This is a genomic window from Massilia sp. BAP21 (genome assembly GCF_057801335.1).
Genome location: NZ_CM173596.1, coordinates 5582535 through 5596208, shown reverse-complemented (window position 1 = coordinate 5596208; position 13674 = coordinate 5582535). Strand labels below are relative to the sequence as shown.

Annotated in this window: 11 protein-coding genes; 2 read left to right on the top strand and 9 right to left on the bottom strand. The window is 68.0% G+C overall.

What is annotated here, in order from left to right:
• Positions 1-2: 2 nt before the first annotated feature.
• Positions 3-2204: an aldehyde oxidoreductase molybdenum-binding subunit PaoC gene (gene paoC, locus ACWYRN_RS24360; protein WP_488690368.1), complete on the top strand. Its 2202-nt coding sequence runs from the start codon at positions 3-5 to the stop codon at positions 2202-2204.
• Positions 2205-2336: 132 nt separating this feature from the next.
• Here the strand turns inward: paoC and ACWYRN_RS24355 are convergent, their stop codons facing one another.
• The 7 genes from ACWYRN_RS24355 to ACWYRN_RS24325 form a co-directional block, all read right to left on the bottom strand.
• The gene (locus tag ACWYRN_RS24355) at positions 2337-2798 is read right to left on the bottom strand and encodes a YciI family protein (protein ID WP_488690367.1); all 462 of its coding nucleotides are present in this window, start codon (positions 2796-2798) and stop codon (positions 2337-2339) included.
• A gap of 97 nt (positions 2799-2895) precedes the next feature.
• Entirely contained in the window at positions 2896-3027 is a 132-nt protein-coding gene (locus tag ACWYRN_RS24350) for a response regulator (RefSeq protein ID WP_488690366.1), read from the bottom strand.
• 51 nt (positions 3028-3078) lie between these two features.
• Positions 3079-4086 carry a S41 family peptidase gene (locus ACWYRN_RS24345; protein WP_488690365.1) on the bottom strand — a complete coding sequence of 336 codons (1008 nt, stop codon included), beginning with the start codon at positions 4084-4086 and terminating at the stop codon, positions 3079-3081.
• 136 nt (positions 4087-4222) lie between these two features.
• Positions 4223-5686, bottom strand: a complete 1464-nt coding sequence (locus tag ACWYRN_RS24340) for a DUF4124 domain-containing protein (protein WP_488690364.1) — start codon at positions 5684-5686, stop codon at positions 4223-4225.
• Between the two features lie 90 nt (positions 5687-5776).
• Positions 5777-6628 (bottom strand): acyl-CoA thioesterase, encoded by an 852-nt coding sequence (locus ACWYRN_RS24335; RefSeq protein WP_488690363.1) that lies wholly within the window; start codon positions 6626-6628, stop codon positions 5777-5779.
• A 97-nt stretch (positions 6629-6725) separates the two neighbouring features.
• On the bottom strand, positions 6726-8042 hold the full coding sequence (locus ACWYRN_RS24330; RefSeq protein WP_488690362.1) for a dicarboxylate/amino acid:cation symporter: 1317 nt from the start codon (positions 8040-8042) through the stop codon (positions 6726-6728).
• Positions 8043-8411: 369 nt separating this feature from the next.
• On the bottom strand, positions 8412-9713 hold the full coding sequence (locus ACWYRN_RS24325) for a metal-dependent hydrolase family protein (RefSeq protein WP_488690361.1): 1302 nt from the start codon (positions 9711-9713) through the stop codon (positions 8412-8414).
• 104 nt (positions 9714-9817) lie between these two features.
• On the opposite strand from ACWYRN_RS24325, the gene ACWYRN_RS24320 reads away from it, so the two are divergent.
• Entirely contained in the window at positions 9818-11332 is a 1515-nt protein-coding gene (locus tag ACWYRN_RS24320) for a tetratricopeptide repeat protein (RefSeq protein ID WP_488690360.1), read from the top strand.
• Positions 11333-11506: 174 nt separating this feature from the next.
• On the opposite strand, the gene ACWYRN_RS24315 is transcribed toward ACWYRN_RS24320, so the two are convergent.
• Positions 11507-12910: an MFS transporter gene (locus ACWYRN_RS24315; RefSeq protein WP_488690359.1), complete on the bottom strand. Its 1404-nt coding sequence runs from the start codon at positions 12908-12910 to the stop codon at positions 11507-11509.
• Between the two features lie 19 nt (positions 12911-12929).
• Positions 12930-13646, bottom strand: coding sequence for an SDR family oxidoreductase (locus tag ACWYRN_RS24310; RefSeq protein ID WP_488690358.1), 717 nt, complete (start codon positions 13644-13646; stop codon positions 12930-12932).
• Between the last annotated feature and the right edge of the window lie 28 nt (positions 13647-13674).

Below are 13674 nucleotides of genomic sequence, written 5' to 3'. Positions count from 1 at the left end.
CCATGAAATTCGATACCCCCGCCACCACCAACCCGATCGACCAGTTGAAGGTGGTCGGCAAACCCGTGGACCGCATCGACGGTCCGATGAAAACCACCGGCACCGCGCGCTACGCCTACGAGCAGCACGAGGCCGCGCCGAACGCCGCCTACGGTTACGTGGTCGGCGCCACGATCGCCAAGGGCCGCATCGTCTCGATCGACCTGGAGGCGGCGCGCCGCTCGCCGGGCGTGATCGCGATCGTCACCGCCGAGAATGCCGGCAAGCTGGGAAAGGGCGACTACAACACGGCGAAGCTGCTGGCCGGCCCGGAAGTGCAGCACTACCATCAGGCCGTGGCCGTGGTGGTGGCCGAGACCTTCGAGCAGGCGCGCGCCGCGGCGCCGCTGGTGCGCGTGACCTATGCCGAGAGCAAGGGCGAGTACGACCTGGAAAAGGCCAAGGGCAAGGCCCAGCTGCCGAAGAAGGAAGACAAGCCGGAATCGAAGTTCGGCAACTTCGACAGCGGTTTTGCCAACGCACCGGTGAAGCTCGACGCCAACTACACCACGCCCGACCAGTCGCACGCGATGATGGAGCCGCATGCCTCGATCGCGTCCTGGAAGGATGGCAAGCTGACCCTGTGGACCTCGAACCAGATGATCAACTGGGGCACCAAGGACATGGCGAAAACGCTCGGCATCCCGGTCGAGAACGTGCGCCTGATCTCGCCTTTCATCGGCGGCGGCTTCGGCGGCAAGCTGTTCCTGCGTTCCGAGGCAGTGCTGGCGGCGCTGGGCGCCCGCGCGGCGAACCGTCCGGTGAAGGTGAATTTGCAGCGCGCGCTGATGTTCAACAACACCACGCACCGCCCGGCCACCATCCAGCGCATCCGCATCGGCGCCACGCGCGAAGGCCGCATCACGGCGATCGCGCACGAAAGCTGGTCCGGCGATTTGCCGGGCGGCCAGCCGGAAACGGCGGTCCAGCAAACGCGCCTGCTGTACGCCGGCGCCCACCGCCTGACGCGCCTGAAGCTGGCCGTGCTCGACCTGCCCGAAGCGAACGCGATGCGCGCGCCGGGCGAGGCGCCGGGCATGATGGCGCTGGAAATCGCCATCGACGAGATGGCGGAAAAGCTGAAGATGGACCCGGTGATGTTCCGCATCATCAACGACACCACCAGCGACCCGGAAAAGCCGGGCCGCAAGTTCTCGCAGCGCCGCTTCGTCGAGTGCATGCGCCAGGGCGCCGAGCGCTTCGGCTGGAACAGGCGCCAGGCCCAGCCGGGCAAGGTGCGCGACGGCCGCTGGCTGGTGGGCATGGGCGTGGCCTCGGCCTTCCGCAACAACATGGTGATGAAATCGGCGGCGCGCGTGCGTCTCGACCAGAACGGCATGGTGACGGTGGAGACCGACATGACCGACATCGGCACCGGCAGCTACACCATCATCGCCCAGACCGCGGCCGAGATGATGGGCGTGCCGCTGGAGCGGGTGGTGGTCAAGCTCGGTGATTCGACCTTCCCGGTATCGGCCGGCTCGGGCGGGCAGTGGGGCGGCAACAGCTCCACCGCCGGCGTGTACGCGGCCTGCGTCAAGCTGCGCGAAGCGGTGGCCGGCAAGCTGGGGCTGGACCCGGCGACCGCCGAATTCGTGGACGGTTCGGTGCGCGCGGGCGGACGCTCGCTGCCGCTGCGCCAGGCGGCGCAAGGTGGCGAAGTGGTGGGCGAAGACACCATGGAGTACGGGGACCTCGACAAGAAGTTCCAGCAGTCGACCTTCGGCGCCCACTTCGTGGAGGTCGGCGTGGACGTTGCCACCTGCGAGGTGCGGGTACGGCGCATGCTGGCCGTGTGCGCGGCGGGCCGTATCCTGAACCCGAAGTCGGCGCGCAGCCAGGTGATCGGCGCCATGACCATGGGCGTGGGGGCGGCGCTGATGGAAGACCTGGTGGTCGACAAGCGGCGCGGCTTCTTCGTGAACCACGACCTGGCCGGGTACGAGGTGCCGGTGCATGCCGACATCCCGCACCAGGAAGTCGTGTTCCTCGACGAGACCGATCCGATTTCCTCGCCGATGAAGGCCAAGGGCGTGGGCGAGCTGGGGATCTGCGGCGTGGCGGCGGCGGTGGCGAATGCCATCTACAACGCCACCGGCGTGCGCGTGCGCGATTATCCGGTGACGCTGGATAAGCTGATGAGCAAGATGACGATCAGCGCGTGAGCGGCCGGGTAAGGCGGGCGTAAGGTGGACGCGTGGACGGGAAACCCGTCCACCCTACGTAGGGTGGACGGCTCCGCCGTCCACGCGTTCAACAATCGGCTGCGTAATCGAATCGCCTTTAACGCGCCGCCGTCACTTCTTCTGAATCCGGTTGTGCACCTCATTGATCATCATGACGGCCGCCGACCCATAAAACTTGTGGTACTCCGCCACCATCTCGCCCTGCACGATCACCGGATCGGTCGCCACCAGCTTCTGCGCTTCCTCGATCTCCGGCGTCGCGAACACGAAGATCCCGCGCCGCCCCTCCTTGCCGTCGAGCGGCCCGGCCAGCACCAGCTTCTTCTGCGCCGCCAGCCTTTCCATGTTCGCAAAGTGACCCGCGAACATCTTCTTGCGGCCTTCTGCATCGGTCATCTTGTTCGGCCCCGTCTTCAGGATCACCAGCACGTACTGGCGCATGCCGCGTTCGTCGGCGCCGAGCGAGGCGGCCAGTGCGGCATCGTAGGCCGGCGTTGGCGCCGGCGGCGTCTGCGCGGACGCGCATAAAGGCAGGGCGAGCGCGAGGCAGGCGCCGGCCAGGGCGTTTTCCACATGTTCCAGTCTCCATTCTTATCGTGGCGCACAGGGCGTGCGCGGCGCGATTATCAAGCTGGCCCGCAACGCCGTCAACGCAAGCCTGAAGGGCGCCTCAGCCGGCCGCCAGCAGATTCACCAGCACCTTCCAGTCCACCGGCTTGGTCAGGTGGTGGTCGATCCCGTTCGTGTGCGAGCGCGCCCGGTCCACCTGCTGGCCCCATCCGGTGAGCGCGATGATCTTCATCCCCGGATGTCGCCCACCCTGACGCACCCGGTGCGCCACCGTGTGCGCGCTTCAAGGCGCGGCTTTGGCGATGTCGGCCCTGGCGCGCGCCAGCGCAACGGCCAGCGCTTCCCCGGCCGGCGCCTGGATGTCGGGCAGCACGCCGCTGCGGTCCCAGTCGCTTTTCGTGACCGCGTGGATGATGCGGCGGCTGGCCACCATCGGCACCAAGTGGCTGCTGACCGGCTTGCCGTAGGAGCCGTGCGCCGCGCCGGCGGTGCGCTCGCCGACCACGCTGGCGCGGCCGAGCTTTTGCAGGGTGTAGGCGAGGTTCTCGGCGGCCGAGATGGTGCCGGCGCTCGTCAGGATATAGACCGGCTTCCTGCCGCCGAAGCGGGCGCCGGTCAGCGCCGGCGCGGTCCAGGCTTGGGTGCGGGTGCCGAGGCGGCGGTCGACCGTGTCATAGAGATGGACCGGCTGCTCGTCGAACAGGTAGCTGGCCAGCACCGGGATGAGCTGGGCCGCGCCGCCGCCGTTTTCGCGCAGGTCGAGGACCAGGGCGTCGGCGTCGGCCAGGTCGCTCATCAGCGCGTGCACGAAGGGCGCGGCCTCGGCGGGCGGATAAAAGCTGTCGAAGCGGACCAGGGCGATGTTGCCGTCCAGGCGCTGCGGCGCGGCGAAGCCGTAGTTGGCGGCCTTGGCCCTGGCGCGTCGGGCCGCGGCGCGTTTGCGCACCGCGGCCGGGTCGGCCGGCGGCGCCTCGGCCAGCTGATCGTCCTCGAGGTAGGCGACCTCGGTGTGCTTGTCGTGGCTGATGTCGTCGATGTGCTTGCTCAGCAGCGCGGCCAGCTCGCGCGAGGCTTCGATGTGGTCGTATTCGCCGCGCGCGCGCCGGGCAAGCAGGTCGCGCGCGATGGCGCTGCCGACCTCGGGGAAGATGTAGGTCTGCTCAAAGGCCGTGGCGATGTCGGCGATGGCTTGGCTGCGCTGCTGGGGCGTGAGCGAGGCTTCGGGGGCGGCGTGGGCGAGCGAAGCTGCCAGTAACAGACAAGCTACGCCCAGCTTGAGGATATTCGACATGCCAGCATGTGGAAGTTATGGTTTCCATATGCTAGCAATGAATGGACTCCTTGGCAATGCTGCAGGAAGCGCAGATACCGAAGTGAAGGTATGCCGAACATGGCCGGCGCCGCGCAGTGGCAGCGCCGTGGCCTGCTTACCGGACCGGCCAGCTTGACGGCTCGGCCTTGTAGCTCAGCTGCGCCTTGCGCGCACGTGCATCGTAGGTCCAGATGTGGGAGACCGTGCCGTCGACGACGCTGACCACGGCCGTGGCGGCGCCGTGTGCGAACGCGCTCAGGCCATCGGGGCGGCGGTTGCCTTTGTCGTAGGTGCTGTCGACGTCCGGGAGCAGGCCCTCCAGGGATTGCACGTCTTCGAGCTCGCCGCGTGCGTTGAAGCGTACCAGTTCGAGGCTGCGCGATACGCCGACATAGCCTCCGCTGCTCGCATCGAAGGATAGGCTCATCAGGTTGCGGCGCTGCAGGGAGCGCGCGTCCAGCCACTGGTGGCGGCGCGTGTCGTAGCGGTAGAAGTGGCCTTCGCCACCGAACGACGCGATGGCCAGCACGCCCTTGCGCGTGTCCCAGGCCAGGCCGGCGCCCCAGGACAGCGGCGGCAGGTGAGGGGGCAGCGTCAGCTTCTCCTTTCGGCCGCTCATGCCTTCGGGCGCCCAGACCAGGGTACTGCCGTTGCCCTCCAGATAGTACGCTTCGCGGCCGTCTTCGCCCACCGCCGCCGCGCCGGAGCCGTGGAAACTCAGCATCCCGCCGCGCACGATGCCTGTGTAGCGCTTGCCGTCCGCGGGGCCGGTGTTCGTGAACGGCAGGCGCCGGCCGTCGACGCTGACCAGGTCGAAGCCGAAGCGCACAGCCGGCACCTGGGGACGGACCCCGGCGAAGGTCAGCAAGGGGTCGGGCGCGAACGGCCCGCGCACCGCGACCTGGGCCGGCAGCTTGTGCCCGCCGCGCAAGGCCAGCACCCGCTCGACGCCGTAGCGGGCGTTCAGCTGTTTCATCAGTTCGCGGAAGTTGATGTTTTCCGCCTCGTCGGCATAAGGCAAGCGGTCGAACTGGACCGGGACCCCCGCCGGCGCCTGCACGTCGTAGCGGGGAGTGCTTTCCCTGCTGGAGACCACGATGGCCTTGATGCGGGTACCCGGCGCGGGCACCACCTTCCACATCGTGCTTTCGTAGGCGCTGAGCACCACCAGCACCGGCCGCGCGCGGTGGTCGATGTCGACCTGGGTCAGCCGGGCGGACGGTGCGTAACCCGACACCACCACGACGTCCGCGTCCGCCGCCCATTGCTTCATTCCCGGAAGCGGCGGCGACAGGGCGTTGGCGCGCGTCGTCTGTTCGTAGTCGAGAAAATGGAGCGGCAGGGACGCGGCGGGGACGGTGGCCCGCGGCGGCGCGGTGGCGACAGCGGCAGTGGTGGCGGGCGGCAGGGCGCCGGGGCAGGGCTGCCCCTGGAACGCTACCTTGCCATCGCGGTCGGTGCAGCGGTAGACGCGCTCGCCGGCAAGCACCAGGCCAGGCGCCAGCGCCAGTACGCATATGAGCGTCGTTAGTGTATGGCGTGGGGCAAGACCAGGTCGGGATGCGGTCACGGCAGGCATAATGCTTTCCTCAAAGAAATTATCAACAAATCATATCAGTTCGCTATCATTTGTTGGTAATCGATCGAGGGAAAATTGACTGGCCCGGACTCACTCCTTGAAGTACACCACCTGGTGGCTGGTCGCCAGCAGTTCGCCGCGTTCGTTCCACATCTCCGCGCTCTGGTCGAAGAAGCCGTTGCCGAAGCGCAGCGCGCGCGCCACGCCGAGCAGGGGCGCGCTGCCTTGCGCGGCCAGCTGGGCGGCATCGGCATGGAAGAAGGTGGTTAGGGCCACGGTTCCGATCGGCACCCATTTCGGGCGGCGCACGAAGATGCGCGGATAAAAGGCGTCGCACAGGGCGGCCAGCGACTGGTAGTCGAGCGGGCGCTCGGGCGTGTCGCGGATCCACATGGTCGACTGCGAGCTGTCGCTGGGGGTGTCGGGCGCGCCGGGTGCGCCGTCGATGAAGCGCATTTCGTAGCGGCCGGTCCAGGCGGCGCGCGCGATGTGCGGAGAGGGGGCGATGCTGCTGGCCGGCGGCACTTCCGGGAAAGCGGCGTCGAGGGCGGCCCAGGTTTCGCGCCGCACGGCGGTGACCGTCGTGGCAAAGGCGGCGACCTCGCCGTTCTGGATCAGCTCCACATGCCAGTGCTGGGTGGTGCGGTTGGTGCGCATCACGCGCGTCTGCACCGTGAAGCCGCCGTCGGCGATCGGGGCGGCGAAGTGGACGGTCTGCGAGACCGGCTGGCCCAGCAGTTCGGGGTGGCGTAGCACCGCGTTCAGCAGGGTGGCGGCGATGACGCCGCCGAAGGGGCCGACCATGTTGCCGTAGGCGGGGTGGGTCTGGCCTTGCGCCTCGTTGTCGCCGCTGCTTGCCAGGGCGATGGCGGCGTCGAAGTCGTGCGCCGCGGTGGAGGTGCCGTCGCTGCTCATGTCGGTGTCCCTTTGCTGTTGTGTCATAGAGCGATCTTAGCACCACGCGCCGCCGCCTGCTCAGGCCGGCAGGGACGAAAAAAAACCGCGCCGGAGCGCGGTTTTCCTGGTCTGCGGAGGACGATCAGGCCGCCTTTTGCAGGGTCGGGCTGCCGGTGACCGGGTCGATCGACTCGGCCGGCTCGACGTAGGTGCCGTTCAGGACGGCGTTCATGCGGTCGTGGTCGAGTTCCTTTTCCCACTTCGACACCACCACCGAGGCCACGCCGTTGCCGACGAAGTTGGTCAGGGCGCGGCATTCGCTCATGAAGCGGTCGATACCGAGGATCAGCGCCATGCCGGCCACCGGGATGGTCGGGACCACGGCCAGCGTTGCGGCCAGGGTGATGAAGCCGGCGCCGGTGATGCCCGATGCGCCTTTCGAGGTCAGCATCGCCACGGCGAGGATGGTCAGTTCCTGGGTCAGGGTCAGGTCGGTGTTGGTTGCCTGGGCAACGAACAGGGCGGCCATGGTCATGTAGATGTTGGTGCCGTCCAGGTTGAATGAGTAACCGGTCGGGACCACCAGGCCCACCACCGACTTCGAGCAGCCCAGCTTTTCCAGTTTGCGCATCAGGGCCGGCAGGGCCGATTCCGACGAGCTGGTGCCGAGCACGATGAGCAGTTCTTCCTTGATGTAGGAGATGAACTTGAAGATCGAGAAGCCGGTCATCCGGGCGATGGTGCCCAGAACGAGGACGACGAACACGAAGCAGGTCAGGTAGAACGAACCCATCAGCTTGGCCAGCGGGACCAGCGAGGCCAGGCCGTATTTGCCGATGGTGAAGGCCATCGCGCCGAACGCGCCGATCGGGGCCAGCTTCATGACGATGTTCACGACGCCGAAGATCACGTGCGAGAAGTCGTCGATGATCTTGGTCATCGGACGGCCGCGCTCACCCAGCATCGACAGGGCCACGCCGAACAGGATCGCGATCAGGAGCACCTGCAGGATGTCGCCCTTGGCGAAGGCGTCCACGAAGGTGTTCGGGATGATGTTCATGAGGAAGTCGACGGTGCTCTGGTGCGAGGCCTTCTCGGTGTACTGGGCGATCGCCTTGGTATCGAGGTGGGCGACGTCGACGTTGAAGCCGGCTCCCGGCTTGGCGATGTTCGCTACCAGCAGGCCGATCACCAGCGCGAAGGTCGACACGACCTCGAAGTAGAGCAGGGCCTTGCCGCCGACGCGGCCGACCTTCTTCATGTCCTGCATGCCGGCGATACCCGCCACGACGGTACAGAAGATGACCGGTGCGATGATCATCTTGATCAGTTTGATGAAGCCGTCTCCCAAAGGCTTCATCTTCTCGCCGAGCTCGGGATGGAACACGCCCAGCAGGACGCCCAGCACGATGGCGAACAGAACCTGTACATACAGGATTTTGTAGAATGGCTTTTTCATGACACTCTTCTCGAGAGGTTGATGGTGAAGAGGATCATCACAAAAACTCACCGGCGTGGATATTGTGGATATCCGCAGGTCGGTGAATGACCGTCATATGGTTTATTGATGGCAGTGTTGATGGCGGATATCAATAAAATGGATGACAGGTCGTAGTGCATGCATGCGCGTGCATATCGTCATGCACAATGGTGGGTTCGAGAACCCACCCTACTGGTATCTCGTAGGGTGGGCTCTCGAGCCCACGCGGTACAGCGCATGCATGTCGAAACGCCAACCTGGACGGTCGCGGACGTCGCCGGTTCCATTCGACGGTGGGGAATGCACGGGTACGACCGCGTGGGCTCAAGAGCCCACCCTACGATCCCGTTAAGGCTTGCGGTAGACCTTCCCGCCCTTCATCACGAAGCCCACCTTGCGCACGGCCGCGATATCCGCCGTCGGATCGCCCTCAACCGCCACCACGTCCGCCAGCGCCCCCGGCGCCAGCCGCCCCAGCTCCTTGCCCTTGCCCAGAATCTCCCCCGCCACCGAGGTTGCCGCGCGCAGCGCCTCCGTGGGCGACATCCCCAGCCGCACCATCCACTCCAGCTCGCGCGCATTGGTCCCGTGCGTGAACACGCCGACATCGCTGCCGTTCCCGATCACCACGCCCACCCTGCGCGCCAGCGCGAACGCGCGCGCCGCTTCCTTCATCGACGGCGTCGGCTCGCCGCCGCGCACGTGCTTCTGGAAGTATTCGCCGATCGCTTCCGGCGCGGTGAGCGTCGGAATGTACGCGGTGCCGCGCTCCTTCATCAGCCGGAAGGTCGCCTCACTCGCGCCATAACCATGCTCGACCGTGTCGACCCCGGCCAGCACCGCCATGCGGATCGCCTGGTCGGTGCTGGCATGCGCCGCCACCTTGCGCCCGGTGACGTGGGCCGCCGCCACCATCGCCTTCATCTCCTCGATGGTAAAGGTCGGGCGGCTGCTGCCGTCGACGCCGGTGCGGTAGTCGGCGTAGAACTTGATCCAGTCGGCGCCGTGCGAAGCCTGCTCGCGCACCGCCTTCGTTACCTCGTCGACGCCGGTGGCCGGCTGGGCGCCGTAAGGTATCTCCATGTCCGGGCGGTAGCTGCGCTCGGCCGGGCCGTAGCTGAAGCTGGCCACGATGGCTTTCGTCGCGATCAGCAGGCGCGGGCCGTCAATCACACCCCCTTCGATGGCGCGCTTGACGCCGACGTCGGCATAGTTCGCGCCTTCGGTGCCGAGGTCGCGCAGGGTGGTGAAGCCGGCCTGCAGCGTGTCTTGCGCGTGCTTGCCGGCGAGGAGGGTGCGGTACTCGACCTGCTCCTTGATCACCTGGTCGTCCCAGGTGGTTTCGTTGTAGGGGTGGAGCAGCACATGCGAGTGCAGGTCGATCAGGCCGGGGATCAGGGTCTTGCCGGGCAGGGCGACGCGCTCGGCATCGACCGGGACGTTGATCCTGTCCGCCGGGCCGACTTCCCTGATGCGGCCATCGCTCACCAGCACCGCCCAGTTGGCGTGGGGCTGGCCGTCGCCGGTCCAGACGCGGTCGGCGGTGAGCAGGAGGGTGCGCGGTTCGGCCGCGTGGGCAGCGGCGGCGGATAGGGAGAATACGGCGAGGGTGAGGGCGGTAAAGGCAAGCTTGCTGGTCCAGCGGCGCATGGTGGGTCTCTTATTGTTGTGAAGATGGAATGATAGCGGACTGCTTCCCCTGCATGGCAGGCGCTTGCGGTATCCTTGCGCCGATCCGGATTCGAGAGGCAGGAATGACGCAGGCAGGAAAACAGAACCGCACCACGCTGTTGCAGCAGGCCGTCGCCCACCACCAGGCGGGCCGGCTGGCGCAGGCGCAGGAGATGTACCGCGCGGTGCTGGCCGAGGCGCCGCACCAGTTCGACGCGCTGCACCTGCTCGGCGTGGTCTACCGCCAGCAGGGCGAGGCCGCGCTGGCGCTGGACCTGATTGGGCAAGCCATCGCCATCAACCCAGCCCAGGCGACCGCGCACTGCAACCTGGGCGCCGCCTTGCAGGACCTGGGCCGCAGCGCCGAAGCCCTGGCCAGCTACGAGCAGGCGCTGCGCCTGAACCCGTCGTATGCGATGGCATTCGCCAACCGCGGCAACGCCCTGCGCAAGCTCGGACGGGCGAAGGAAGCGGTGGACAGCTACGAGCGCGCGCTGGCCCTGCGTTCGCCGTATCCGGAAGCGGCCTGCAACCGTGCCGCGGCCTTGATCGACCTGGGCCAGCCGCAGGCCGCGCTGGAGGGCGCCGAACGGGCGCTGGCCGCCCAGCCACGCTACGCGCAGGCGCTGTGCGTGCGCGCCAATGCCCTGTATTTGCTGCGCCGCCTGCGCGACGCGGTCGAGGGGTACGACCATGCGCTGGCCGTCGACCCGAAGATGGCCGAGGCCCACGCCGGCCGCGGCATGGCGCTGCACAAGCTGCGCCGCTTCGACGAGGCACTGCGCAGTTACGAGCATGCTCTGGCGCTGCGGCCCGAACACGCCGTCACGCACGAGCATCGCGCAGCGACGCTGCTTGCCCTCGGGCGCCAGCCCGAAGCCATCGAGGCCTACCAGTGCGCGCGCCGGATACGGCAGGCGCAGGATAGCGACACGAGCCAGGTCGATTTCGCCCTGGCCGCACTCGGCGTCGGCAAGGCGCCGCAACGCGCGCCGCAGGCGTACGTCAAGGCGCTGTTCGACCAGTATGCCGGCCACTTCGACCAGCACCTGACCGAGGTGCTGGACTACCGCACGCCGGCAGCCATCGATGCCGCCTTGCGCCGGGCCGGGGTCGACGCCGGCGGCGACGTACTCGACCTGGGCTGTGGCACGGGCTTGTGCGCGCCCTACCTGAAGCCGCCCGCACGTTCGCTAGTCGGCGTCGACCTGTCAGAGCGCATGCTCGACAAGGCGCGCGCGACCGGCCTGTACGACCGCCTTGCCTGCGCCGACATCGCCGCCTTCCTGGCGCAGGAAAGCGCAGGCGCCGACCTGGTCGTGGCGGCCGACGTGTTCGTGTACTTCGGCGACCTGGCCGAGGTGTTCGCACAGGTCGCGCGCATCCTGCGCCCGGGAGGTGCCTTCTGCCTGTCGACCGAAACCTGCGAAGGCGAGGGCTTCGTGCTGCAGGCATCGAACCGCTACGCGCATGCGGCCGGCTACCTGCGCCGGCTGGCGGATGCGCACGGCTTCCAGGTCGTGCTGCTGGAGTCGACCCCGCTGCGCAGCGAGAACGGCGAGCCCATCGTTGGGCAGGTCGCGGTCCTGCGCATGTAGGGTGGTCGGCTATACCGGACTGCATGCGGTCACGCTGCTTGTGCGCCGCCCACGCGTTCAGTCCGTGCTCGCATGCTGCGAGGCTGCACAAGATGTCGTTGGACGCGTGGACGGCATCACGGCAGCGTGACCGCACACCGTCGGGTGTAGCCGCCTCTCGTGGCCCGGTCCACCCTACGCCCGCCTGGTCTGCACGCCTAGGCACAAGACGCACGTGACCAGCGCCAGGCCGATGTGCAGCGCATACAGCGGCACGAAGTCCGCCCGCGCCACACCCGCGTGCCCGACCAGCACCACCGCGATCGCCACCCCCAGCGCGCCGCCCAGCTGGCGCGTGGCCTGGTTCACCGCGCTGCCCACCGCGTACTGCGCCGGCGGCAGGCCCGCCACCGCGGCGCCGGCCAGCGAAGGCAGCACCATGCCGACCCCGGTCCCGCTCAATAGCACCGCCGGCAGCCACTGCGTCAGGTAGTGCGGCTCGCTCCCCACCATCGAGAACAGCCACAAACTGCTGCACGCGTAGACCAGGGCGCCGGGCACCAGCACGCGCCGGTGTCCGTAGCGCCCCGCGATGCGCCCGGCGATGATGGCCGTCGGCACCACCGTCAGCGGCCCCGGCGTCACGGCCAGGCCGGCCGCCGGCAGGCTGTAGTGCCACACGTTCGTGAGGTAGGCGAAGTAGGAGAAGAACATCAGCGCGAACGCCGTGCCAAAGGCGAGCGTTGCCAGGTTCACCAGGCTGTAGCTGCGGTTCGCAAACAGCGCCAGGTCGACCAGCGGCGCCCTGGCCGTGCGTGCCCACAGGATGAAGGCGCCCAGCCCGGCCACGCCCAGCAAGGCCAGCACCGCCAGCTCGATCCGGCTCCAGTGCGGCGATTCCGACTGCGTGATCGCCATCGCGAACGCACCCACCGCCACGATCAGCAGCAGCATGCCGACCACGTCCACCCGCTGCCGGTTCGCCGCGCCGCCCGCTTCGCGCAGGCGCGCCGCCCCGTACCACAGCGACACGGCGCCCAGCGGCAGGTTCAGGTAGAACGCCGCCGGCCAGCCGAAGTGCTCGATGACGGTCGTGCCCAGGCTCGGCCCCACGGCCGCCGCCAGCCCGCCGACCGCGCCCCACAGGCTGACCGCCACCGCGCGCTTCTCCTTCGGAAAGGCGTCGAGGATGATCGACAGCGAGGCCGGCGTCAGCAGCGCCGCGCCGAGCGCCTGCGCCACGCGCGCCGCGATCAGCCAGGCGACGCTGTCGGCCATGCCGCAAGCGGCCGACGCCACCAGGAACAGCGTCACGCCAATCAGGAACACGCGCTTGCGGCCGTGGGTATCGGCCAGGCCGCCGGCCGGCACCAGCATGGCGGCGTAGACGATGGTGTAGGCGTTCAGCACCCAGGACATGTCGGCCGGCCTGGCGCTCGGGAAGCTGCGCCCGAGCGGGCCGAACGCGGCGTACAGCAGGGTGGCGTCGAGCGAGACCAGGAAGACGGCGATGCTGGCGATCCAGAAGATGGGCCAGGGCGAGGCGCTGGTGGTGGCACTGGCGGCCAGCGGGGACGGGGCGATGGAGGGAGTGGTCATGGTGGTTGTCCGAAAAGGATCAGCGTGCAGAATCGGGAGAGATGCCGATGTAGATGCCGGGTTCGTTCGACAGGCCGCGCTTGATTCCCTGCGTCCATTCGTCGACCGCGATTTCGCTGGCGCCGGCTTCCAGCGCCGCATAGGCCCGCTCGACCACGAATGCCGGCGCGAGCTTCGGTGCGTCGAAGCCCTTGGTGAGGTCGGTGTCGATGAAGCCCACGTGCAGGCCGAGCACCTGCGTACCCTGCGCCCGCAGTTCGTTGCGCAGGCCGTTGGTCACGCTCCAGGCGGCGGCTTTCGACACCGCATAGCCGGCCAGCACCGGCGCGCTGAGCCAGCTCGATACCGACAGCACGTTCAGCAGCGCGCCGCCGCCGTTCCTGGCCAGCACCGGCGCAAAGGCCTGGCTCACGCGCAATATGCCGTAGACGTTGGTCTCCATCATGCGCTGCGTGACCTCGATGCTGCCAGAGTCGAGCAGGCCGCCGGTGGTGGCGATGCCGGCGTTGTTGACGACCAGGGTGACGTCGCCGCAATCGGCCGCGGCAGCCGCGACCTGCGAGGGATTGTTGACGTCGAGCGCGATCGGCACCACGCCGGGCAGGGCGACGCTGCCCGGGTCGCGCGCAGCGGCGTAGACCTTGCGTGCGCCCGCTGCCAGGGCGGCGCGGGCAAAGGCGAGACCGAGGCCACGATTGGCGCCAGTGATAAAGACGGTGGCATCTGCGAGTTTCATGGTGTTCCTCTTTCAGGTTGATTGAATA